Origin of the sequence: Hymenobacter sp. 5516J-16 (assembly GCF_022919335.1) — a bacterium.
GTDB lineage: Bacteria > Bacteroidota > Bacteroidia > Cytophagales > Hymenobacteraceae > Hymenobacter > Hymenobacter sublimis.
In genome coordinates, this window is the sequence record NZ_CP095058.1 from 3,460,149 (window position 1) to 3,482,184 (window position 22,036).

The window sequence follows — 22,036 nt, forward strand, 5'->3', positions numbered from 1 at the left end:
AGTCATGAAGGCCGAAGCTGCTTTACAGCTTGATGCCCATTTTCTTGGCAATATCAGCAAACATTTGCGGGTCGTAATCGTCGGCGCCGGGCGAGTTGAGTTGGGGCTCTTCCTCCAGCACGGGGTAGGGAACTCCCTCAAAACCGCCCTGGATCAGCTCCAGGGGCTGGCCATCCTCAGGGTGCTTGCCGTCCCAGATAACGCCCGCTGTCTTGTAGTCGTCGGGGCTGAAGGTGTATAACTTCAGGTGAAGCTTCTGCTGATCCTGCAGTTTCTTGGCTTCAGGGAAGGCATCGTTGCTAAGTTCCGGTACCGGTACCAGCTTGCTAACTTCCACACCCGTTAGCTTTTCCAGGGCTTTGGCATAGGCTACTACGTGTACGCCACCGCGCACCAGCAGGTAGCCTACCACGGCGCGGGCACAAGGGTCCAACACCATTTCGTACACCCGCATTTTGTTAGCGCGGGCCCCGCATTCCAGGAAAAAGTTGTGCAGCAAATCCAGTTTCAAGTTGCCGCTGGCGTGCACGTTCTGACCCGTCCAGGGGTTACCCATGGAGTCGACGGGCAGGGCCGATTGGGCGCTGGTCAGGAAATGGTAGCTATTGCGCGCATCCTTGGCGTCGGCTAGCGGTGCCGGCACTGGGTCCTTACCGCGTACTGTTTGGCCGGTTAGCAGCAGGTTGATGGCGTAGGAAAGGGCCTCGATGTGGCTATATTCCTCGGCGGCAATGCTGCACGTCAGGTCATAGAACGGCCGCAACCGGTTTCGGCCCGGAAATTGAACGACTGAAACGTGTAGTTCATCAGGGTCGACATCTCCCCGTACTTACCGCCCAGCAGTTCCTGAATGGCGGCGGCATCGTTGGGAGAGGGATTCTTCGGTTTGGGTAGCTCAACGGCCAGCCGATCATAGCGCAAGATCATAGCAAGTTGTGGTTTGGTTGGAGGACAACTAATCCGTCAGTTTGTCGCCGACTCTTTTACTAACGATGTTTTCCTGCTGGAGTTAGCACAATCCCCGAAAGTTATTCGCTTATATCTAGTTGATAATAAAACAGTTGTGTCAAGCCAGTAGCATGATTTATAGCACCAAATTCAGATAGATAGACTGCCACGACTACCCTTGCTCAAGGCCGCTTAGTGCAGGCGTGGAAATTGTAAGGCGCTATCCGTCAAACAAGTAACGTCAACTTCGGCTTATCGGACCTACAAAAAAAGTGCGGCCAGCTGAGGAGCTGGCCGCACTTGTCTAATTGCGCTTTCTGCTGAGGAGGTTACCAGCCTGAGCCCGCCGGGGAGCCCCAACCGTCGTCGGCTGGTTTTTTCTTTTGCTTGGCTGGCTTCTCGGCTTTCACCTTCTCCTTTTGGGCGGGAGCGGCTACCGGCTTGCTCTTGGTTTTAACTTTGGTTGTGCCGGCGGGTAGGGCAGGGGCCCCCGCTACCGGCGCCGGATTTACTACCGGTGAGGCCTCCGCGTCGGGTGGGAGGGCCTGCATGTCTTTGGCCGCGTTAATCATATCGGGCCGCTCGGCTTCTTTGAACTTCTGCAACGCCAGCAGCATCTGCTGATCTACCAGCCCGTTATCCTTCCAGATCTTCATTTCCTCGTCCAGCTTCTCCTTTTCCTCCTTGCTGGGGCTTTCTTCAGCAGGGCGTTCAGATCGGGGCTGCCAGCATCTTTCCAGGCCGTCATCCACATAGATGCCACCATGGTAGGGGCCAACTTGAGGCGGTAAGCCACCTGGCCGCCTACTTTTTCGTGGTAAGAGTCGGCAAAGGCATCGGAATAAGAGCGGCGGGTTTTGCCGTACTTGTGGCTGAAGATATACTTGGTTTCGGGCGTGTACTTGCGGGTAATTTCTTCCTCCTTATCGAAGGTATCTCCCAGAAAGCCATAGGAATCCTGTACGGCTTGCCACACCTCCTTCAGCGCGTCCTTGGAGTAGTGCCCTGATTCGCTGTCGAGCTTGTACTTGGCAATGTGGCGCTCGGGCAGCTTGCTGTCCCACAAGGCATGAATGCCCTCCTGCTTTGAGAGCTGCCCATTGTAGTTAAGCGTCATATTCAGGGGCACGTAGGCATCGGCTACGTAGTGGCCCAGGTCGGCGGAAAGGGCGATGATGGCGGTAGTATCGCGCTGGCGGAAGGCTTCCGTTAGCTTGGCTTTGGTTTCCAGCACGGCCCAGGGCAGGGTGCCGTATTTGCGCAGGGTATCGGCCGTGTACTTGGCCTCGGCCTTGTCCCAAGCCTTGGGCATGACCCCAAACGGGTCGTCGCCGTAGTGGTCCATGCGGATGAAGTGCTTGCTAGCTTCCAGTGGGTCTTGGCTGCTCCGCTCGTCGGCGGCTGTGCTCAGCCGAATCAACTGGGGCAGGTTGCGGTAGTAGAAGCCGCGCATGGCCGAGGGCAGCGCGTACACCGAAATCTGCGTGATGGTGCGGTGACCGAAAAAGCCCCAGCCCGGGGACAGAATAGGGCACAACAGCACGACAAAAAGAGTGAGTAGAAGTTTTTTCATAACGGCAGTGCGCGGCAAGGGTAACCACCAGCAAAGTTACAACGGAAGCACTTGATGTGCTGATTTTTGCCTGGAAGTTCTGCGCGCCAGGCGTCTGCAGTAACTCGGCTGGCGGTAACCTTTTCTGGTGGCCGCGGAACCCTTGGCAACCCGGCGCACCCGTAGGAAAAGCGGTAGGAACAGCCAAGGCAAGGGCCCGCGCGTACGCTGGCTAAAGCGTAGCTTGTGCTGCCAACTCTCACTTGTTCGTTTGCCCGCGTGACTCTGATTTCCAAAAAGAAGATTACCTACGCCATTGCCGAGCCGCTGCGCCGCTACCTCCACCAGTACGACCGGGAAACCCACCTGCCCGTCACGTACCTGGACCTGACGCGCATCAGCGGGAGCTTTCCGCTGCTGGACCGGCAAGGCCGCGATACGCTCTGGGAAACTGTGTTCTACGAGCCTCAGGCCCTGCGGGAGTTGGGAGAAGGCCTTACGCAGGTATACGCCCTGCTCAAAACGGCCGGCGACCTGTCCTTCACTGACCACCTGCTGGCTGACCGGATTGATTACTGCCGCTTCGGTAACTCCAATCCGTTTCGGGTGCGCATCGTCAATCAGCTCAACGACAACTACGACTATTTCTACGTGAAGCGGGCCGATGCTTCCCGCGTGTACGGCCTGGAGTTGGAACACCTACTCTCGCCCAATAGCATGAACTACCTCGTGCACGGCGCTACCCTGATTGAAGAGCACATTGCCGGGATTCCCGGCGACGACTTTATCCGGGACCATCTGCAGCGGCCTCACCTCAACCAGGTGCGCATTGCTAAGGAGTTCGTCAAGTTTAATGAGCGGTGCTTTGCCCGCCTGCTCGGGGATATGCGCGCCTACAACTACGTCATCGACGTAACGCCCGACTTCGAGGATGAGCAGTACCGCGTCCGGGCCATCGACTTCGACCAGCAGTGCTACGAGGGCAAGAAGAACATGTACCTACCGCAGTTTTTCAAGGATAACCGCGCCGTGGTGCTGCTGTGTAGCCAGCTGCTGACTGCCGAAACCATCCGGCAGTACCAAACGGAGGAGCGCACCCTCATGGCCCGGCGCGCCCGCTCCGAGCGCTACCGCCTGAAAGATCTGATGGATTGCCTGCGCCGGGATGAGGTGTCGCCGCCGGAAAAAGTCAACCAGCTCAAAGCCCAGCTCAACCAGCACCACCACACCGAGGAGTTTAGCGCCTGCCGCACCATGGGCGACCTAGTACGCCTGAACCTGCTGCTCATGCTAGGCCGCAACCGAGCGGTGAAACAATGAGTGAAGTGTCATGATGAGGAAGAACGGCGCCGCCATTCGTCTCGGTCAACGTGCTACCCCTCTCAATGTGACAAGCCCTTACCTCCAGCACAGAAGTAAGGGCTTGTCATGTTAGCAGGCTTCGAGCAAACGAGCCCTGGTGAGGGCACCCTCGCCAGGACTCGTGTGCAGGTGAGGATACAGCTTTTACTTACTTCATTTTCTCTTCAACGGCGGAGCCGGCATGTTGCTGGGCGTGTTCATCAAGTAAGGTGTTAAGGTAGTCGAAGATGTAGTCGGCGGCTAGTTGGCGCACCTTATCACAGTTGCCCTCGAACTCCTGGCGTAGCTCGTAAGCGCGGTTTTGGTGCAGCACCGTGAAGTACATCGTACCCACCGGCTTGTCCTCCGACTCGGAGGCGCCGCCGCCGCACAGACCCGTTACGGCCACGCAAACGTCGGCCGTAGGCAAGTGCTTGTGCAGGCCCATCACCATTTCGTTGGTAACCTGCTGGCTTTCGGCAGTATAGAGGGCCAGCGTTTCCTTCTTGACCCCGAGCAGGCGCTGCTTGGCAATGGGGTGGTAGGTAACCACCGAGCCCAGCAGCACTTCGCTGCTCCCGAAGGCCTTAACAAACTCGGAAGCCAGCAGCCCCGCCGTGCAGCTTTCCGCAAAAGCGAGGGTGAGCTTATACTGCAGAAATTTCTGCGCAAGGGAATTTAGGTCGGAAGGCTTCATAGCGAGATTAAGGAACGGAGTGCCTTCTGTACGCCAGGTAGTCGCCTAAATGTTATGGCCGAGCTAGCTGGCTTTGCGCCGAAGTGCGTGCAAAGTGGGCTTGCCAGCCGCCATAACCCTATTCCTGACGGTATACTACACCTTGCTTCATTACAAACCGCACACGCTGCATGGCATTAATGTCCTGTACCGGGTCGCCTTCCACGGCTACTACGTCGGCCAGCTTGCCCGGCTCCAGGGTGCCCAGGGCCGGGGTTTGGCCCAGCAGCTCGGCGGCGTTTACGGTGGCGGCCCGCAGGGCCTGCAGCGGAGGCATACCCGCTTCTACCATGTAGCGAAACTCAAAAGCATTTACTCCGTGCCGGAACACGGAGGCATCGGTGCCAAACGCAATTTTTACCCCGGCTTTGTACGCCCGCCCGAATGTGCCCTGGAGCTTGGGCCCGATGGCCAACGCCTTGGGCGTCACCAGTGGGGGGTAGTAGTTCGGGTTTTTAGCGGCCGAGTCGGCAACTGATTTGCCGGCCGTGATAGTGGGCACGTACCAGGTGCCGTACTTTTTCATGAGCTGGATGGTTTCGTCGTCCATTAGGGTGCCGTGCTCAATGCTGGTGACGCCCGCCCGAATGGCCCGCTTCATGCCCTCCGCGCCGTGGGCGTGGCAGGCTACGTTCAGCCCCAAATCACGCGCAGTTTGCACCACCGCCCTGATTTCCTCCTCGGTAAATTGGGGCGCCGAGCCGTCTTTGGCTACGCTGAGCACGCCACCGGTGCTGGCAATCTTAATAAGGTCGGCGCCGCGCTTGTACTGTTCCCGCACGGCCTGCCGGCCCTGGTCGGGGCCGTTGGCTACCCCATCGGCGGGGCCAGGCATGCCCATCAAATCCAGGCGGTAGCCGTTGGTTGGGTCCATGTGGCCGCCCGTGCCCGATATGGCCTTGCCCGCCGTGAAGATGCGCGGCCCCACCACCTGCCCCCGGTTGATGGCATTACGCAACGCCAGATTGACGCCCGAGCCGCCCAAGTCGCGCACGGTAGTGAAACCCGCCAGCAGGGTTTTGCGGGCGTGCTCTAGGGCCCCAAAGGCCACGTCGGCAGGATTCTGAGTGAATTCCTTGAGGTAGTTGTCCTTGCTGGTTTCGCCCTCCAAATGCACGTGGCAGTCGATGAGGCCCGGTAGCACGGTGCGGTTTTTTAGGTCCACTACTTTGTCGCGGCTGGTGGCGGGGGTAGTGTAACCGCGCTCCACGGCCAGTACCCGGCCGTTTTCAACCACCACGGTCATTTCGGTTTGGGCCCGGTCCTGGCGCATGTCGAGGAGGCGGCCGCAGTGCAGGTAGGTTTTTTGGGCTAGGGCCGCCGGCGCCAGCAGTAAGGCGCCGCCCAGGCTCAGGCCAGCTAGTAGTCGTTGTAGCATAACAGCAGACAGGTAAGAAGTAGGAGGGGAAGATACAATACAGAAAAACGCTGCATGCAGCCTAATTGCCGGCCAATCCGTATCTTTTGTCGCCGCCCGCCCCACTCTAGGGCTTAGGCGGCAGCTATTCCTCTCTCCTTAACCATCTTACCCTTCCGTCATGGCTACCTCCGCCGACTTCGAAGCTGCCCAGCAGCGCGTTCAGCAGCTCCCCAGCAAACCCGATAACACCACGCTGCTGAAACTATATGCCCTCTTCAAGCAAGCCAGTGAGGGCGACGTAACCGGCGACCGGCCCGGGGCTTCGACTTTAAAGCCATTGCCAAATACGACGCCTGGGCTGGCCTACGCGGCAAATCCCAGGATGAGGCCCGCCAGGAGTACGTAGATTTCGTGAATTCCCTGTTTTAGGCGTTCTGGTTTCCTTATAGCAAGCAAGGCCCGCTACCAACACTGGTAGCGGGCCTTGCTTATGTCAGGAGTAGCCAAAAGGCAGTAGCAGCTAGGCTAGGGGCTGATTGCCAGCATCCGGAGTGGCCGGAGCTGCCGGAGCGGGTGCGGCCGGTGCCCCGCCAGGCGTGGGCAAATCAAAGGCTACGGCGTTGTGCTCAAAGTGACCCTTGTGCGAGCCGTCGCAGAAAGGCTTGTTGCTGGAGAGCCCGCACCGGCAGATGCTGATTCGTTCCCGGCCGCCGAGGCCGTAGGGCTGGCCCTGGGCGTCAACCAGCTCAAAATCAGTGCTCTCTACCCGGAGAGAGCCGTTGCTAAGTACGGTTAGTTTGGTAGCCATATGCTGGAAAGGTGAAGTGGTGAATTTGTGAGTTAATTAAGGGAGGAGCTAGGCCAAGTAGGTGGGAGGAAGTGGTTGCTTTCACTAAGGAAAGCTCGTGTTGGGCTTGTGCTAAGCGTTGCCGAAGCATGGCACATACTTTATGTGCTGCTTTTCGGTGTCTCGTCTACCGCACCGTTAGCGCAACTCCTTGCGCATAACGTAGTCGTTCATCCAGTAAGGCCCAATGGCAATGTCCTCCTCGCGGTGCAGCTGAAAACCCAGGCGCTCGTAGAAGGCCAAGGCGGGATTATGGCGGTTGACGTTCAGTTCCAGGGTTTGCCCGCCGGCCTCGCGCACGGTCTGTTCTACGGCCTGTACCAACTGCTGGCCCAAACCCTGGCCTTGGGCCGAGGGTAGCACGTAAATTTTATGGAGCTTGTACAAGCCCTCGCCCGGCTGGGCCGAAAAGGAGGCGTACCCACTGGCTTCCCCGTCTACGTACACGAGCAAAAAGGTGTGGCCCTGCTCCGTCATTTGCCGCTCCAGGGAGGCGGGCGTATAAATCACGCGGTACATGTAGTCGATCTGCTCCCGCGAGATGATGAAGCGGTAAGTCGGCTCCCAGGTGGCTTCGGCCAGCCCAATAATCGTCGGAATATCAGCTAGCGTAGCGGACTGGATGCGAAGCGGAGCGGCAGTGGGGACGGACATAGCGGGCAAAAAACGGCATTATTCGGCGCAAAACCGAACCTCACCCCCGTTTCGCTCGTTTTGGGTCGGAAATTGCGTGTGTCACGTACACGACTCCGGCCCGCGGCCGTTTTACGCTTTACTTCATCACCCACCCCGACGCCTACCTGCCCTATGAAGCCTTTCCTGTTTTCCTTCGCGCTCCTGACGGCGGCTGGCCTGTTGGCCTCTTCGGCTGCCTTCGCCCAGCAAACCCCCAAACCTGCCCCAGAACCACAAAAACACCGTCTGCCAGCTCCACTACCTCCGGAGTAGAGCAGGACTTGCGCGTGTTTAGTGACTGGGTCAACGACAAGGTGGAGCAGGCTGCTACCACGGCCCGCCGCGAGCTGCCCCGCATTACGGAGGAGTTTGACCGCCAGAGCACCCGCATCGACAAGGCCGTGGACAGCCTCACGGTGGAGGGCAAGCGCGAGTACACCATCCAGAAGACGCGCTATAAGAAGTGGGCAACCCGCCAGGATAGCCTAGATGCCGCCGCCCGTCGCCCGGCCACGGCCCAGGAAGCCCAGCGCCGCTTGCTCGGCGAAGAAGTGAACATCAGCCGGGCCCGCCCTACGGAGCTGCCTGACCTGTACTTCCGCCTGGTAGAAAACATGCGTTCCGATAAAAGAAACTGGACCCAGGCCGATTGGAGCGCCGCCAGCGCCGTGCTAAGCCGCCTGAATGCCCGCTACGAGCAGGTCCGGGAGCAACTGCCCCTGGAGGAGCGCCTGCGCATCCGCAGCTTGCAGGGCGAGTTCCGTACGCTGGAAAAAGCCCGCGACGTGAAGGACGTAATCCGGGAGTAACGTAGTTGGCCTACTTACACGCACAAGCGCCGCGCTACCGTTGGGTGGCGCGGCGCTTGTGCGTGTACATGGGTAACACCAGCACCTAACAACTTGGTAGTTAGACTACAAGAAAAGGTGTTACCTGCTCTTCAAGCAGTGGAAAGAATGGCTTCAGACTTCCGGTTAGGGCAGAGACGGAACCGCCGGATCCGGGGAGTGGTGTTCCTGGGCCAGCCACTCCCAAGCCGCCGGCAACTTGTGGAAAAGTTGAATGGGTAGCTGCTGGCGAACCCGCTCAAAAAAGTCAACGCTGACCAATTGGTTGTGCACCTCGGGCGAGAAAACGTAGGCAATGGCCCGTAGCCCCGTGTCCATGGCCTGGGGTAGCCATTCGTACTCCAGCCAATCCATGGCCTCGCTCCAGTCGCCGGTGGCTTGGCTTTTATCATTGAGCAGCAGCGGGTAGCGCAGGCGGGCGTGCAGGCCCAGCCCGTCCCGGGCTACCCGAATTATCTCGCGGCCCGTCAGGTTGCCAAACCACTGCACGTACAGCAACTGGTGGGCTGGGGAGTGGTGAAACTCTACCAATGGGTGGCCATGGGCATCGGGCAAGGAGCCCAGGAATTCAAGGGGTAGCGAAGGCGTGGCCACAACAAACAGCGTAGGGTGAAGAGTATGCAGTATACCCAAAAGTATATTAACTCGACCTGATCATGTTTCGCTATTTGGTTCGGCTGGCATCCGCTATTTTTACCGCTCCGTTTTTTTCTGCGCTTCGCTCATGCACATTGCAATCGTCGGCAACATTGGCGCCGGCAAGACCACGCTGGCCAATAAATTGGCTCATCACTTCAACTGGGAAGTATTTCTGGAAGATGTGGACCACAATCCTTACCTAAAGGATTTCTACGATGATATGCCGCGCTGGGCGTTTCACCTGCAGGTGTACTTCCTTAACAGCCGCTTTCACCAAACCCAGCGCATCAAGGAACTGCAGCTGGCCGGCAAAGGAGTAATCCAGGACCGCACGATTTACGAGGACGCCCATATTTTCGCGGCCAACCTGCACCAGTCGGGCCTGATGACGGAGCGCGACTACCAGAACTACCTAAGTTTGTTCAATTCCATGATCAGCATGGTGAACCCACCGGACCTGCTGCTCTACCTGCGCGCCGACCTGCCCAAGCTGGTTTCCCAGATTGACAAGCGCAACCGCGACTACGAAAACAACATCAAGATTGACTACCTCAAGCACCTGAACGAGCACTACGAGGAGTGGATTAGTGGGTACAAGCACGGGAAGCTGCTGATTGTGGACGTTAACAACCTCGATTACGTCAACCAGCCCGAGGACCTAAGCGTCATCATCGAAAAAATCAACAGCACCCTGTTTGGGCTGTTTTAAGCAGTGAATAAGCAAGGAAGTCTCCCTTGCTGCCCAGGCGAGCGGCACGAAGGCATCCTTCCTGCTTTATGCCCGAAGCCTGATGATACGACAAGCCCTTACCTCCAGCACGGAGGTAAGGGCTTGTCGTATTTCAGGGGTAGCACGGTGGTCAGGACGGATGGCCGTGCTTTATTCGCCGGGCCAACTCACTCAATCACTCAGCCATTCGGTTACTGATTCACCGCTTATTCTTCCCGCATAGCTTCGTTGAGAAAGGCGACAAAAGGCCGTGCGGCTTGCCACGCGGCTAGTACCCGGGCTGGGAAGTCGGATCGGCGCACTTCGGCGTCGGGGAAGGAGCGCCACACGAAAAAGCTTTTGAGACGTATCCACTCTATGTCCGGGTCGGCGCGGTCATAGCCCTTGGGTGCGGTTTTCAGGGTCTGCGACATGTCCAAGCCCTCAGGAAACTGGCTGAGTAGCGTAGCATCTTGGCGTAGCGCATGAAAAGCGGGGGCGTTATAGTGAATTTCCTGGCGGATGCGGGCCAGCTGGGCGGGCTCCGGCATCCAGCGGCCGGCCCCTACGTACGTCTCGCCGCCGGGCTCCACGGCCACAAAATACCCAGCCCAGGGGCTGTGCCGGCCGCCGGGCTTGAAGCCAGCGCCCATGTGGCGTTTATACGGCTCGTCGCTCTGCTGAAACCGGTCGTTTTTGTTGATACGGAACATGACGTCCGGGGAGTGAGGCCCCGGAGGCCGGGCTCCAGCTCGGCGGACGCGTCGCGCAGCAGCGTGGCCACAAAGGAGCTGTACTCGGTGCGGGCCCGGTGATAGTCGGCGCGGTGGGCGTCCATCCAGGCTTTGTTGTTGTTAGCAGCAAGGTTGCGCAGGAAATCCAGAACAAGGGTAAGGTTCATAGCAGGTAAGCCAAGGAGACGGGTAAGGCAAATACAAGAACGCCCCGCACCGCTAGGCGGTACGGGGCGATAACTGCCGGGGTTAGCCTGCAGGCTGCGCTAGCGCTTATTCAGGGCCTGCGTGTTGCTTAGGCCAGTACGGTCGTTCAGGGCCCAGCTAAAGGATTGAAACTCCACCTGCGCCGTGGGCAAAAGGGGCGTGCGGGCGTAGCGGTTAACAAACGCTATTAGCTGCGCTTCCGACCCGAACTCCGCGGAATAAGCCTCAAACAGACCAGAAAGCTGGGCGTGCTGGGGGCCAGCTGGTTGAAGGTAGGGTCATTGATGAAGCGGCGGGTTTGCTCATCAAGCTGAGCGGTCAGCCGCGAGCCAGCGTATGCTTCCGCCTGCACTGGAGCACCGGAAGCAGCCCCGTACATCAGGGCAAAATGCACGCGCGGGTCGTGAAACTGGTCGCGGAGCATGAGGCGTTCAATTTGGTTTAGCGAGTAGCTCTGGCCACCCACGTTTACTACCGGCACTTCCCACGGCGACTTCAGGCCGCTGACCATCTTCACCCGAATGTCGTTGATGCTGGCTACGGGGTAGTATTGCACTATCAGGGAGGTGGCCGCCGCGTTGTACACGTTCAGCCAGAAGGCTTTCGTGTCGTTCGAGTTCCAGAAAATAGGGTCAGGCTTCACCTTGCGCAAGCTTTCCAGGTACCCCAGCAGCTGGCCCTCGTCCTCAATCAGTCCTTCGTAGTTCAGGCGGCCGTCGGCGGTTACGTGCCGTTGCAGCAGTTCGCTCCAGGGCTCGTGCAGGAGTTGCAGAGTGTTGTTGTCCTCGGCTCGTAGCAACAAAGGCGACAGCAAGCACAGAAACAGAAGAAGGAAGCGGTGGGGCAGGGGCAGAGCGGGCAATGCATGCAATAGGGGCGCAAAAACAACATAAGCCATCAGCAGGCAAATTCTGCCGAAGGAACATGCCTACTAGCCAACCCTACTTCTATGCGAAGCACTTTTGTTTCCAAGAAGTATGGTTTGACCAAGAAGCAATTGAATTATCAAATATATAGCATTATGGCAATAACCTATATCTTTTCTTAAATTTTTTTGCATTCTGCGGGGGCTCAACAGTAAGGCAGTGCTCGGCTGTTGCCAGATGTGTTTAGCAACGGTCTGTATGTAAATGACTTAGCTTTTAAAGCTGTCTACGCTGATAATGTCACCTACGCGCAGGGTGCCTTGGCCGGGACCGGTAACATTCTGCCCGAATAGAACTTTGTTTTTGCTACCCTGCGAGCGGTAAGAAGCCAGGGTGCGGAGCGGCTCGCCGTGCGGGTTTTTACGGGCTGTTCGCTGGTCAATGGTTGTTAGGATGCACCGGCCGCAGCCCCGTACGGCCCGGAAAGGCACCTCGCCTACCCGGAAGTCGTGCCAGGCATCTTCGTCGAAAGGCTGTCCGCCGCTGAAAACCAGGTTGGGCCGGAACCGATCCATGCCCACGGGCTCGGCCAGGCGTGTGTTTAACTCTCCCAACGACTCCTGCCCGATAAGCAGGAAAGGGTAGCCATCGGCGAAGCTAACCAGCTGGCCTTCGGGATTATGTTCGGGTTCCACATCGCGCCGCACCATGTCCGACATATACACCAGCTTGCTGGGCTGACCCAGGGCCTCAGAAAGCCACTCGTCGCACTCCGGGCGGGCCCGCCAGGCAAACACCATATCGTCCCAGATGGTGGCAAACAACGTTTTTTCCGGGGTGGCTTCGAAGGGAACGAAGAGGGGGAGTAAATCGGGGCGGGCCTGGTGGCTGAGCAAAAAGCCGTTGTAGGCGGGGGCTACCTTCAGGTGCGCCATAGCAGCGGTTTGCCGCTGGGTCATGAACTGGTTCCGCTCATTAATAATTAGCCAGCGCCGGTCGTGGCGTAAGCCGCGGGCTTCTACGGCGGCTTCCGTAACGCGAATCCCGCCCAGGGATTTAACCGGATAGATATACAGGTCGGAGAGAAGAAGGGGTGCAGCCATGCTGCAAAGATGGGAAATAGTGAGGTGGTGGGACAGTGAAATGGTGAATGCGTGATTGTGTGAGGTGCTATACCGGCAAGCATATGGCGCCTTCCGCCCACACTGTACGGGTCATAGCACGGCGACACAACGACGCCACCCTTCCTAACCACGGTGCTACCCTTCCAAACGTGACAAGCCCTCACGTCCGTGTTGGAAGTAAGGGCTCGTCAGTTTATTAGGTTAGTTACAAGGAGAGGAAGGATGGCGTCGTTGTGTCGCCGTGCCATGACAATTCTCACCTTCAACACTTCACTACCTCACTATTTCACCTAATGGAGTGGGCGTTTTTTGATCATGCCGCCTTTGGTGTCGCGGACGCTGTGCATGACCATGAAAGCCTGCCGGTCAATCTGTTCTACCTCGGCTTTGAGCTTCGAGACTTCTAGGCGGGTGATAACCGTGAAAACAATATCGACGGGGTTGGGCTGCTGACCGTGGGTGCCAAAGCCGCGCTTGCCATTGTAGACCGTGGCGCCCCGGCCCAGCTTCTCGGTAATCATGCGGCGGATAGCATCGGAGCGGCCCGATACGATGGTAACGCCCGTGTATTCCTCCAAGCCGTCAATAATGAAGTCGATGGTTTTGGCCGCTGACAAGTAAGCCAGGATGGAATACAACGCTGTTTCCATGGACAACACCCAAGCGGCCACTCCAAAAATGAGAATGTTAAAGACCAAAATGATGTCACCGACACTCATGCTGGACTGCTTGCTCAGGTAGATGGCCATAATTTCGGTGCCATCTAGTACGCCGCCGCCGCGCATGGCTAGGCCAATGCCCGCCCCCAGGAAGAACCCGCCGAACACCGAAATCAGGAGCTTATCGTTGGTAACGATGGGGAAGGGAACCACGGCCAGCACCAAGGCCAGGCCCAGGATGCCGAGCAGGGTACGGATGGCCACACCGGGGTCGAGTTGCCGCCAGGCCATGAGCACAAATGGCAGGTTGAGCAGCACAATAAGCACGGGCAAGGGCAAGCCAAAAACCCGCGTGATTAGCAGGGAAACGCCCGTTACGCCCCCATCCAGGAAGCCGCTCGGTAGCAGAAAACTTTCCAGACCAAAGCCCGCCGAGAATACCCCCACTACCATCAGCAGCGAATTGCCTACCTGTCGCCGCCACCAACGCCGGTCCTTGGCGGGGCGGGCTCCTGGGGCCGGCCGCCGTCGGCGGGGTAGCTCGCCGGTAGCGCCCGAGCGAAGCTTGCGCAGGAACATGAGTTGAGGAAGTAGCATGGGCAAAACTGCAAAAGTGAACAGTAGGGGTACGCCGGGTAGAAGGGGAATGTTAAAAATTCGGGTGAATTAATCTGCTACCGTTGGGCTGGCCCGGAATTTGGAAACGGCGACAATACCAATCATTTTAGGCGCAGAAACAGATTTATTCGATGGCATTGCTGCAGGAGTATCCGGTGTTGTGGGGACGGCAGGGGCGTAGGGAATTTGCATTTGAAATAGCACCGGCTTTGTTGCCGCTGGTGCTGGCCTACGGGCTACCACCGGCCGGGCAGTTACCGCCCGTGTGGCTGGCCTCGGGCTGTGGCTGGTTGCTACAGCCCTGGTGGCCGTGCTGGCCGTGCGCCGCCTGCACGATGTGGGCTATAGTGGCTGGTACGCGCTGTTACTACTCGTGCCCTTCCTCAACGGCGTGCTGCTGTTGCTGCTGCTGCTACAACCCAGCTACCCCCGCTGTACCCGCCACGGACATAAGGTTGGGTGGCAGCCAGTGGCCTGAGTGTAAGCTACATGTTCATCCAAAAGCCCGGGCCCCGCTACAACGGTCACTATGCCAAGTGACGTTGCAGCGGGGCCCGGGCTTTTGAACAACAGGCTTAACTATTTCAGGCGCGGTTAGGGGGTAGGCTGCTGGGCCAGTTGGAGGGCGCGGTACAGGTTCACCAACCCGCCCGTGCGGGAAAGCTCCGCGAAGTCGACGAGGGTAGTGGAGCCTGGCTTGCGGACCTTGGTGTGGTAGGGCACCGCTGAATCCAGGATGATGCGCTTGAGCTGCACGGCCGTGAGCTGCGGGTAGTACGATTTCAGGACGGCGGCCATGCCCGCTACCACGGGTGCGGCCATGCTCGTGCCACTTAGGTTGCCGTAGCGGCTGCCAGGCAAGGTAGCATAGATCTGGTTGCCGGGGGCAAACACGTCGACCTGGGTTTTGCCGTAGTTGGAGAAGTCAGCCACCAGATTTTCGTCATTCGTGCGGGCCGAAGCGCCCACCGTAATCATGTTGGGTATGCGCTGGCCGTTCTGGTACACTGGGGCCGGATACTGAAGCGTTTTGTCGAGGTCCGCGTTTTCGTTGCCAGCCGAGTGCACCAGCAGCACGTTCTTGATAGCAGCATATTTGATGGCTTCCTCCACGGCTGGGCGCTGGGGCGAGTAGTACTTACCAAAGCTCATGTTGATGATTTGGGCCCCATTGTCCACGGCGTAACGGATGGCGTTAGCTACGTCCTTGTCCCGCTCGTCGCCGTCGGGTACAGCGCGCACGGCCATGATCTGCACGTTCGCGGCTACCCCCAGCACGCCGAGGCTATTTTCCCGGTCGGCCCCAATGATGCCCGCCACGTGGGTGCCGTGCATGGGGTCAGGACCGTGCACGTCGCGGTTGCCGTAGTTGCGTTGCTTGGTATCCTCGGGCTGGTCGCCCACAATGGGGCGGGGGTTGTACTTGAGGTTGAGGCCGTACTCGAGCTGGTCCTGGGTTTCCTTCAGGCCCCTTTTCATTTCTTCCAGCACATCATCTAGGGAAGCAAAGCCGGCTTGCTGCAGGCTGGTGTAGAGGCCCCGGGTAATCTGACGCAGCTGCGGATCCTGGGTGGGCGGGTTGCGCAGGGTGGCCGTATCGAGGCGCGACACGCCCAGGGCCTGCTTGAGGCCTTCGGCACCCTGAGCATTTTCGGTGTACGCCTGACTGAACTCCTTCAGGCGCTGGCCGTTTTCCTTCACCTTGGCGTCGTAGCTCTTCTTTACCTTCTGGTAAAGGTCAAACTCGGCCCGTTTGGCCGCTGGCACTGCCGTACGCACCTTGCCCGCATACAGAGGCTGAAGCTTGGCCATCAGGCGCGTTTCCTCCAGGGTTTCCACGTTAATGTTGCGCCCGTCGGGCCCACCCAAGAAGCTCCAGCCCAGCACGTCGTCCGCGTAGCCGTTCTTATCATCATCCTGGCCATTGCCGGCAATTTCCTTGCGGTTGTGCCAAAGCACGCGCTTTAGGTCCACATGGGCTGTATCAATGCCGGCATCAATAACGGCCACAAGCACTGGGGTAGAGGCCTTGCCTTGCAGCAGCTCCGTGTAGGCCCGGCGGGCACTAATGCCCATCACGCCCCCGTCCTGCTCCGGGTCGAGTAAGTGCCACTGGGGTGCGGCCACCGCGGCCGGGGAGGTAGCAGGCGCTGATGAGGCCGGTGGAGTAGTCTGGGCCGAAACTAGGGCGGGAAGCAAAAACGAAAGGCCCAGCAACCGCAGCCGGGAAGGAGAAGGAAACGCCATGTAAGGAAAGCTCAAAAGCAGAATGGAAAGCAGAGTGTACGCAAGGATCGGGCCGGGGGTAATTTATTCTAACGTCACTGCTATAGGGTAGCCCGAACGTTCTCATTCCGGTATCCGTGCTAGCTCCGGTCAGCCCTTTACAGACCCGCATTGCGCCTAGCAGCTGCATTAGGCCGCTATTAGGCCTCAGGCGCAGAGCTGCATTTGGCCTTCGTTATTGCGCTAAAGCCCTGGACCAGGTAAACAGGCTGGCTATTGATGGAAGCACAAACGGGTCATGCCGAGGGAAGGAAAGCAGCTCGCTCGAACACGTTGAGTTATTCCCCTATGTCAGCACGTGGGAAGCTTCGGCGCTGCCTTTGCAGGACGATCTTATTGCGTAATGGCCTTACGTTTTGGTAGCGTTTACTCGTGGTGCATCATCTGCTGCTTAGTCTGTGCAAATAATCTTCGGGTAGAGGATCTAGGGTTGTGATGTCAGCAGTCTTGATTCGCTGGGTGTTGATGAAATAAAGGGTTCTGATCGGGGCTTTTTCTACCCTCCTTGCCGCTTATCCGAACAGTGTGCCGGGCGTGCGGTTATCTTCACGCTCTCAAGTTGCCCCTCCGTATGCGTATTCGCTCCTTGCGCCCCCTCCGTGCCGCTTTGCTGGCCTTGCTCACTCATGCACTCATTTACTCCTTCACCGCCCAGGCCCAGGCACCCAAAACGTATTCTTCCTCCGAGATTCTGCTGGGCCTCAAGAAACTGAACGTGTTGGGCTCGGTGCTCTACATTGCCGCCCACCCCGACGACGAAAATACCCGCCTCATTGCTTACATGGCCAACGGCCGCCTACTGGAAACCGGCTACCTCAGCTGCACCCGCGGCGACGGGGCCAGAACCTCATCGGTCCGGAACTGCGCGAGCAGCTCGGCGTGATACGCACCCAAGAATTGCTAGCTGCCCGGCGCATTGATGGGGGTAGGCAGTTCTTCACCCGCGCCAACGACTTCGGCTTCAGCAAAACCCCCGCTGAAACCTTCACCATCTGGGACAAGGAGCAGGTGCTGTCCGACATGGTGTGGGTGATTCGGCAGCGCCGGCCCGATGTGCTCATCACCCGCTTCCCGCCCGACAGCCGCGCCGGCCACGGTCATCACACCGCCTCCGCCATCCTGGCCGCCGAAGCCTTCGATGCCGCCGGGGACCCCAAGCGTTTCCCTGAGCAGCTAAAATACGTGCAGCCCTGGCAACCCAAGCGCCTGTTCTGGAACACCGGCTCCTTCTTCGTGAAGCAGGGTGAGGACATGAGCGGCTACCTGAAAGTGGATGCCGGTGCCTACAACCCCCTGCTAGGCCAGAGCTACGGTGAAATTGCTGCCCGCAGCCGCTCCCAGCACAAAAGCCAGGGCTTCGGCTCGGCCGCTCAGCGCGGCGAGGCCCTGGAGTACCTGCAATACGTGAAGGGCGACAAGCCCAAGTCCGACCCCTTCGAAGACATTGACCTGAGCTGGAACCGGGTGCCCGGCGGCGCGGCTGTGGGAAAGCTGATAGACGAGGTAATTCGGAAGTACGACCCCAACAACCCCAGCGCCAGCGTAGCAGGGCTGCTGAAGGTGCGGGAGTTGCTACAGCCTATGATTCTGCTAAACGCACCTAAAAACGAGAATCTACCCAATCTTTCCCAGAAGAATTTTTGGGCAATAGAAAAGACAGAACAGGTTGAGAAGCTGATTCAAGCGTGTGCAGGTATTTATATAGAAGCTACAACTCAAGCGCCCTCGGTGGCCGCAGGGAGTAATACAGTACCTGTTAAGCTTGACGTAGTAAACCGCTCGGGGCAAGAAGTTAAGCTGCTTTTTCTGAGCTGGCCGGAGAAACAAAAAGAACCGTTGAATCTTGGTGAAGCAGATACGACGGTGAACAAGAGCATAGCTGCTAATGCAGTTTTATCTCTCCCCTGACCCTGCCCTTAACCAAGCAGAAAGCTACAGTGTCGCAACCCTATTGGTTGTTGGGGCCATCTAGCGTGGGCATGTATCAAGTTGATAAGCCGTCGCTAATTGGTACACCGGAAAATGCGCCTACTTTAACAGTAGATGCTACCGTAGAAATCCAGAAGAAAAAAATACAACTCACCGTACCAGTCCAATACAAAAGCACTGACCCGGTAGAAGGGGAGAAGTACCGGCCGCTGGTAGTGGTGCCGCCCGTGGCCGTGAACATCGGCGGGCGCGCCTACGTCTTCGCCGACAACCAACCCAAAACCATTCCCGTGACCTTGCGCGCTGGCAAGGCGGGCGTGAAAGGCTCGGTGGCCTTGACGTTGCCGCAAGGCTGGAAGTCGGAGCCAGCCAGCTTTACCTTTGACCTCGCCAGTAAAGATGCCGAGCAAACTGTGCAGTTTCGGGTGCAGCCGGGGGTAGGGGCACAGGAGGGTAAAACCGAGCTACGGGCCGTAGCTACCGTGGATGGGCAAACCTATTCGCGCGGTTACCAGGCCATCGAGTACAACCACATTCCGACGCAGGTGCTCTTCCCCGAGGCCGTGGCCCCACTGGTGAAGCTGGACCTTAAGCGCAAGGGCCAGGAAATCGGCTACCTCATGGGGGCCGGCGACGAGGTGCCCGATGCCCTGCGCCAGATCGGCTACACCGTCACACTGCTCAAGCCCGAGGACCTCACCGACCAGAACCTGCGCCGCTTCGATGCCGTGGTGCTGGGCGTGCGGGCCTACAATACCGTCGACCGGCTCAAAACCCTGCAGCCTACGCTGCTCCGCTACGTAGAAAACGGCGGCAACCTGGTGGTGCAATACGTAACCAACCGCGGCACCGTCATTCCTCAAATCGGGCCCTACCCCCTTACCCTATCCTCCGATAGAGTAACGGTAGAAAATGCGGCTGTTACCTTCCTGAATCCTCAGCAACCCTTACTGAACTCGCCCAATAAAATCACTGCCCAGGACTTCGAGGGCTGGGTGCAGGAGCAGGGCCTGTACTACCCAGTGCCTGGGACCCCAAGTACCAACCCGTCATCAGCTCCGCCGACCCCGGCGAGAAAGCCAAGGAAAGCGCCATTTTGGTGGCCAACTATGGCAAGGGGCACTACATCTACACCGGTCTTTCGTTGTTCCGGGAACTGCCCGCCGGGGTGCCCGGTGCCTACCGCCTGCTCACCAACATGGTGTCATTGGGCAAATAGCTGGCCCGCTCGCTTGCAGAGGCGCGCCCCGTTGCGTTTCCTCGTTGCTGACGTTGTTTGGGCTAGACCGTTCAACGAGAAGCCGCGAGGTGTCGCGCCTCTGCACCTATTCTTGATATGACTATCCGCTATTGTCTGCGCCTATTGCTAATCGCGCTGTGTACTTCCCCCATCATTCTCCTGCTGATGAAATGGGTAGACGTGCCCCTGGCCGTGTGGCTACACCAGCCTGGCGAATCGCTCCGGCCGTTTTTTGCCGGTGTAATGCTGGCAACCGATTACTTGTCGTGGCTTTTCCATGTACCTAGCCTAGTAGGAGTGCCTGGGGCGTGGCTGTTGCTGCTCCTGCTTTTTCTGCTGAGTTGGGTGCGGCGCCTGCCCCATGCTACCATCTGGCTGGTTGTGCTGCTCACGATGGTAGGGAGCGAAGGCCTGGGCAACCTCCTGAAACTATTCAGCAACCGCCCCCGCCCGCTGGATGTATTCGCCCATCATGCGCCCAATGCCAGTTTCTGGCAGCCAGTTGGTCGGTTTGATGCGTTTCCTTCGGGCCACACGGCGTGGGTGGCGGGTTTGCTGCTACCCCTGGCGCTACGGTTTCCGAAGCTGCGGCCGACTTTGTTGGGCCTGGTGGGGCTGGTAGCGGCGGGCCGGGTGGCGCTGGAAGCTCATTGGCTCAGCGACGTGGTAGGAGCCGGATATCTGGCGCTGCTGCTTGCCTGCAGCATCGAAATTGGGACATGGTGGTTGCGGCCAAAACCCGCCGGGGCTCCTGCGCCGAATGCCCGTTGACTACGTATCTTTCGTTTTTCATTTTCCCGCTTTTACCGCCCGTGTCCTTGCCTTCCTCCGTTTCTGAACCGCAGCATCCCAAGCCGCCCGGCCTACCCTCCTGGCGCGCCTGGTATTGGCTGGTGCTGGCCGCCTTGGTGGCGGAAGTTGCCTTCTTCACCTACCTGACGCGGCTGTTTGCATGAGCGGGCTAGATTGGCTGGTGCTGGGCGGCACGCTATTATTCATTGTGGGCTACGGCACCTGGCGCACGCGCCGGGCCGGCGACACCCTGGATGGTTACCTGCTGGGTGGGCGGCAGGCTTCGTGGTGGGGCATCGGGCTGAGCATCATGGCCACCCAGGCCTCGGCCATTACCTTTCTAAGTACACCTGGGCAGGCCTACGACGACGGCATGCGCTTTATTCAGTTCTACTTTGGCTTGCCCGTGGCCATGGTGCTGATTGCCATTTTCGCGGTGCCTATTTACCACCGCCTGCGGGTGTTTACGGCCTATGAATACCTGGAAGGCCGCTTCGACCGGCGTACGCGCACCTTCACGGCCCTGCTGTTTCTGGTGCAGCGCGGGCTCAGCAACGGCCTTTCCCTGTACGCGCCGGCCCTGGTGCTCTCGGCCATTCTGGGCTGGAATATTCACCTTACCGTTTGGCTGCTGGGCATTATCATGATTGCCTACACCGTGTCGGGCGGCACGCGGGCCGTCATGGTGACGCAGCAAGGGCAGGTGCTGGTTATTTTCGTGGGGCTGCTGGTGGCTGGCTACTTGCTAGTGCACTACCTACCGGCCGAAGTGGGCTTTACGGATGCGTTACGCCTGGCTGGTCATCAGGGCAAACTCAACCTCGTCGATTTTCACTTCGACCCCAAGGACCGCTACAATTTCTGGTCGGGCATGACGGGCGGCTTGTTTCTGGCCCTCTCGTACTTCGGCACCGACCAAAGCCAGGTGCAGCGCTACCTGACCGGCCGCGACATCACGGAGAGCCGCCTGGGCTTGCTCATGAATGGCCTGCTCAAAATTCCGATGCAGTTCGGGATTCTGTTGCTGGGCGTGCTGCTGTTCGTGTTCTACCAGTTCAACCTGGCCCCGCTTACCTTCAACCGGCCCGTCTACATTCAGGTGGCCCACTCCGAGCAGTACGGCCCGGCTCTGCGGGAGTTGGAGCGCCAGCACGCTACCCTGTTTCAGGCCCGGCGCCACGCAACCAGCGCGCTGGTAACGGCCCTGCAAACCGATAACTCCGAAGCCGCGGCCGCCGCTCAAACTCACGTGCAGGCTACCCAGGCTGCCACCCAGGGCTTGCGCACAGAGGCCCAGGCCCTGCTGAAAAAGGCCGTGCCCTCCACCGAAGCCAAGGACACCGACTACGTATTCCTAACCTTCGTGCTGAACTACCTGCCCCGGGGCTTGGTGGGCTTGTTGATTGCCGTGGTGCTGAGTGCCGCCCTGGGCTCCGCCGCCGCTGGCCTCAACGCTCTGGCTTCCACTACAGTAGTCGACCTATACAAGCCCCGCCGCCCCGACCTGTCTGAAACGCACTACGTGGGCGCTTCCCGGCTGGCGGCCGTGTCCTGGGGCGTGCTGGGCATCGGCTTTGCTACCTTCGCTGCCCGCCTCGAAAACCTAATTCAGGCCGTGAACATCCTTGGCTCCCTGTTTTACGGTACCATCCTGGGCATTTTCATGGTGGCCTTTTTCCTAAAATCGGTGGGCAGCAAGGCCGTGTTTTGGTCGGCGGTAGTAGCGCAGTTGGTGGTGCTGGTGCTGTTTTTCACCACGGAAATCGGCTACCTCTGGTACAACATTCTCGGGTGCGGGGTAGTGGTGCTGGGCAGCCTGCTGTGGCCGCGCCAAACAGGCTCCATTGCAAAAATTTCGCATCCGGGATAGGTTCTGCTTCCTTGCCGTGCCCAGCTGGCATAACAGCGCAAGTACACCGTTTACTA

22 protein-coding genes and 2 pseudogenes are annotated in these 22,036 nt (G+C 58.7%); 11 read left to right on the forward strand and 13 right to left on the reverse strand.

Features of this window, described 5'->3' with window-relative positions; all coding sequences use genetic code 11:
- Positions 1–22: 22 nt before the first annotated feature.
- From MUN84_RS17170 to MUN84_RS17185, 3 genes and pseudogenes are all read right to left on the reverse strand, one after another.
- Positions 23–927: pseudogene (locus tag MUN84_RS17170) on the reverse strand (manganese catalase family protein).
- A 350-nt stretch (positions 928–1,277) separates the two neighbouring features.
- The gene (locus MUN84_RS17180; RefSeq protein ID WP_244695230.1) at positions 1,278–1,604 is read right to left on the reverse strand and encodes a hypothetical protein; all 327 of its coding nucleotides are present in this window, start codon (positions 1,602–1,604) and stop codon (positions 1,278–1,280) included.
- On the reverse strand, positions 1,601–2,521 hold the full coding sequence (locus tag MUN84_RS17185) for a zinc dependent phospholipase C family protein (protein ID WP_244695231.1): 921 nt from the start codon (positions 2,519–2,521) through the stop codon (positions 1,601–1,603). Before MUN84_RS17185 ends, MUN84_RS17180 begins: the two co-directional genes overlap by 4 nt.
- Before the next feature lie 258 nt (positions 2,522–2,779).
- Here MUN84_RS17185 and MUN84_RS17190 point away from each other — a divergent pair, with 258 nt between their 5' ends.
- Entirely contained in the window at positions 2,780–3,820 is a 1,041-nt protein-coding gene (locus tag MUN84_RS17190) for a hypothetical protein (protein WP_244695232.1), read from the forward strand.
- 190 nt (positions 3,821–4,010) lie between these two features.
- Here the strand turns inward: MUN84_RS17190 and MUN84_RS17195 are convergent, their stop codons facing one another.
- The gene (locus tag MUN84_RS17195; protein ID WP_244695233.1) at positions 4,011–4,538 is read right to left on the reverse strand and encodes a CinA family protein; all 528 of its coding nucleotides are present in this window, start codon (positions 4,536–4,538) and stop codon (positions 4,011–4,013) included.
- A 118-nt stretch (positions 4,539–4,656) separates the two neighbouring features.
- On the reverse strand, positions 4,657–5,955 hold the full coding sequence (locus MUN84_RS17200; RefSeq protein ID WP_244695234.1) for a metal-dependent hydrolase family protein: 1,299 nt from the start codon (positions 5,953–5,955) through the stop codon (positions 4,657–4,659).
- 160 nt (positions 5,956–6,115) lie between these two features.
- Here MUN84_RS17200 and MUN84_RS17205 point away from each other — a divergent pair.
- A pseudogene (locus tag MUN84_RS17205) lies at positions 6,116–6,366 on the forward strand (acyl-CoA-binding protein).
- A gap of 91 nt (positions 6,367–6,457) precedes the next feature.
- Here the strand turns inward: MUN84_RS17205 and MUN84_RS17210 are convergent.
- Positions 6,458–6,745 (reverse strand): CDGSH iron-sulfur domain-containing protein, encoded by a 288-nt coding sequence (locus MUN84_RS17210; RefSeq protein WP_262920561.1) that lies wholly within the window; start codon positions 6,743–6,745, stop codon positions 6,458–6,460.
- Positions 6,746–6,922: 177 nt separating this feature from the next.
- Positions 6,923–7,438: a GNAT family N-acetyltransferase gene (locus MUN84_RS17215; RefSeq protein WP_244695235.1), complete on the reverse strand. Its 516-nt coding sequence runs from the start codon at positions 7,436–7,438 to the stop codon at positions 6,923–6,925.
- Positions 7,439–7,740: 302 nt separating this feature from the next.
- Between MUN84_RS17215 and MUN84_RS17220 the strand changes: the two genes are divergently transcribed.
- On the forward strand, positions 7,741–8,268 hold the full coding sequence (locus MUN84_RS17220) for a DUF6565 domain-containing protein (protein WP_244695236.1): 528 nt from the start codon (positions 7,741–7,743) through the stop codon (positions 8,266–8,268).
- Positions 8,269–8,433: 165 nt separating this feature from the next.
- Here MUN84_RS17220 and MUN84_RS17225 read toward each other — a convergent pair whose 3' ends face one another.
- Positions 8,434–8,901, reverse strand: coding sequence for a hypothetical protein (locus tag MUN84_RS17225; RefSeq protein ID WP_244695237.1), 468 nt, complete (start codon positions 8,899–8,901; stop codon positions 8,434–8,436).
- Between the two features lie 130 nt (positions 8,902–9,031).
- Between MUN84_RS17225 and MUN84_RS17230 the strand changes: the two genes are divergently transcribed.
- Entirely contained in the window at positions 9,032–9,655 is a 624-nt protein-coding gene (locus tag MUN84_RS17230) for a deoxynucleoside kinase (RefSeq protein WP_244695238.1), read from the forward strand.
- 227 nt (positions 9,656–9,882) lie between these two features.
- On the opposite strand, the gene MUN84_RS17235 is transcribed toward MUN84_RS17230, so the two are convergent.
- The 4 genes from MUN84_RS17235 to MUN84_RS17250 form a co-directional block, all read right to left on the reverse strand.
- Positions 9,883–10,368 carry a DUF2461 domain-containing protein gene (locus MUN84_RS17235; protein WP_244695239.1) on the reverse strand — a complete coding sequence of 162 codons (486 nt, stop codon included), beginning with the start codon at positions 10,366–10,368 and terminating at the stop codon, positions 9,883–9,885.
- Positions 10,369–10,783: 415 nt separating this feature from the next.
- Complete coding sequence (locus MUN84_RS17240) at positions 10,784–11,458, reverse strand: DUF547 domain-containing protein (RefSeq protein WP_244695240.1); 675 nt, start codon at positions 11,456–11,458, stop codon at positions 10,784–10,786.
- A gap of 273 nt (positions 11,459–11,731) precedes the next feature.
- A complete protein-coding gene (locus MUN84_RS17245; protein ID WP_244695241.1) occupies positions 11,732–12,565 on the reverse strand; it encodes an MOSC domain-containing protein in 834 nt (277 codons plus the stop codon).
- Between the two features lie 311 nt (positions 12,566–12,876).
- Positions 12,877–13,842 (reverse strand): YitT family protein, encoded by a 966-nt coding sequence (locus MUN84_RS17250; RefSeq protein ID WP_244695242.1) that lies wholly within the window; start codon positions 13,840–13,842, stop codon positions 12,877–12,879.
- A 286-nt stretch (positions 13,843–14,128) separates the two neighbouring features.
- Between MUN84_RS17250 and MUN84_RS17255 the strand changes: the two genes are divergently transcribed.
- Positions 14,129–14,341: a DUF805 domain-containing protein gene (locus MUN84_RS17255; RefSeq protein ID WP_244695243.1), complete on the forward strand. Its 213-nt coding sequence runs from the start codon at positions 14,129–14,131 to the stop codon at positions 14,339–14,341.
- Between the two features lie 116 nt (positions 14,342–14,457).
- On the opposite strand, the gene MUN84_RS17260 is transcribed toward MUN84_RS17255, so the two are convergent.
- On the reverse strand, positions 14,458–16,125 hold the full coding sequence (locus tag MUN84_RS17260) for a S8 family peptidase (protein WP_244695244.1): 1,668 nt from the start codon (positions 16,123–16,125) through the stop codon (positions 14,458–14,460).
- A gap of 595 nt (positions 16,126–16,720) precedes the next feature.
- On the opposite strand from MUN84_RS17260, the gene MUN84_RS17265 reads away from it, so the two are divergent.
- The 6 genes from MUN84_RS17265 (at position 16,721) to MUN84_RS17290 (ending at position 21,980) form a co-directional block, all read left to right on the forward strand.
- A complete protein-coding gene (locus tag MUN84_RS17265) occupies positions 16,721–17,032 on the forward strand; it encodes a PIG-L family deacetylase (RefSeq protein WP_244695245.1) in 312 nt (103 codons plus the stop codon).
- On the forward strand, positions 17,029–18,057 hold the full coding sequence (locus MUN84_RS17270) for a PIG-L deacetylase family protein (protein WP_244695246.1): 1,029 nt from the start codon (positions 17,029–17,031) through the stop codon (positions 18,055–18,057). The genes MUN84_RS17265 and MUN84_RS17270 overlap by 4 nt, the downstream gene beginning before the upstream one ends.
- Positions 18,058–18,128: 71 nt before the next feature.
- Positions 18,129–19,418 (forward strand): NEW3 domain-containing protein, encoded by a 1,290-nt coding sequence (locus MUN84_RS17275; RefSeq protein ID WP_244695247.1) that lies wholly within the window; start codon positions 18,129–18,131, stop codon positions 19,416–19,418.
- 65 nt (positions 19,419–19,483) lie between these two features.
- The gene (locus tag MUN84_RS17280) at positions 19,484–20,089 is read left to right on the forward strand and encodes a phosphatase PAP2 family protein (RefSeq protein ID WP_244695248.1); all 606 of its coding nucleotides are present in this window, start codon (positions 19,484–19,486) and stop codon (positions 20,087–20,089) included.
- 41 nt (positions 20,090–20,130) lie between these two features.
- On the forward strand, positions 20,131–20,274 hold the full coding sequence (locus tag MUN84_RS17285; RefSeq protein WP_244695249.1) for a hypothetical protein: 144 nt from the start codon (positions 20,131–20,133) through the stop codon (positions 20,272–20,274).
- Complete coding sequence (locus tag MUN84_RS17290; protein ID WP_244695250.1) at positions 20,271–21,980, forward strand: sodium:solute symporter; 1,710 nt, start codon at positions 20,271–20,273, stop codon at positions 21,978–21,980. Before MUN84_RS17285 ends, MUN84_RS17290 begins: the two co-directional genes overlap by 4 nt.
- Positions 21,981–22,036: the final 56 nt, after the last annotated feature.

What these genes read in the sequence shown, in the direction of transcription:
- MUN84_RS17180 (WP_244695230.1), bottom strand. Translation starts at nt 1,604, where the DNA reads ATGAAGATCTGGAAGGATAACGGGCTGGTAGATCAGCAGATGCTGCTG.
- MUN84_RS17185 (WP_244695231.1), bottom strand. Translation starts at nt 2,521, where the DNA reads ATGAAAAAACTTCTACTCACTCTTTTTGTCGTGCTGTTGTGCCCTATT.
- MUN84_RS17195 (WP_244695233.1), bottom strand. Translation starts at nt 4,538, where the DNA reads ATGAAGCCTTCCGACCTAAATTCCCTTGCGCAGAAATTTCTGCAGTAT.
- MUN84_RS17200 (WP_244695234.1), bottom strand. Translation starts at nt 5,955, where the DNA reads ATGCTACAACGACTACTAGCTGGCCTGAGCCTGGGCGGCGCCTTACTG.
- MUN84_RS17210 (WP_262920561.1), bottom strand. Translation starts at nt 6,745, where the DNA reads ATGGCTACCAAACTAACCGTACTTAGCAACGGCTCTCTCCGGGTAGAG.
- MUN84_RS17215 (WP_244695235.1), bottom strand. Translation starts at nt 7,438, where the DNA reads ATGTCCGTCCCCACTGCCGCTCCGCTTCGCATCCAGTCCGCTACGCTA.
- MUN84_RS17230 (WP_244695238.1), top strand. Translation starts at nt 9,032, where the DNA reads ATGCACATTGCAATCGTCGGCAACATTGGCGCCGGCAAGACCACGCTG.
- MUN84_RS17235 (WP_244695239.1), bottom strand. Translation starts at nt 10,368, where the DNA reads ATGTTCCGTATCAACAAAAACGACCGGTTTCAGCAGAGCGACGAGCCG.
- MUN84_RS17245 (WP_244695241.1), bottom strand. Translation starts at nt 12,565, where the DNA reads ATGGCTGCACCCCTTCTTCTCTCCGACCTGTATATCTATCCGGTTAAA.
- MUN84_RS17250 (WP_244695242.1), bottom strand. Translation starts at nt 13,842, where the DNA reads ATGCTACTTCCTCAACTCATGTTCCTGCGCAAGCTTCGCTCGGGCGCT.
- MUN84_RS17265 (WP_244695245.1), top strand. Translation starts at nt 16,721, where the DNA reads ATGCGTATTCGCTCCTTGCGCCCCCTCCGTGCCGCTTTGCTGGCCTTG.
- MUN84_RS17275 (WP_244695247.1), top strand. Translation starts at nt 18,129, where the DNA reads ATGTATCAAGTTGATAAGCCGTCGCTAATTGGTACACCGGAAAATGCG.
- MUN84_RS17280 (WP_244695248.1), top strand. Translation starts at nt 19,484, where the DNA reads ATGAAATGGGTAGACGTGCCCCTGGCCGTGTGGCTACACCAGCCTGGC.
- MUN84_RS17290 (WP_244695250.1), top strand. Translation starts at nt 20,271, where the DNA reads ATGAGCGGGCTAGATTGGCTGGTGCTGGGCGGCACGCTATTATTCATT.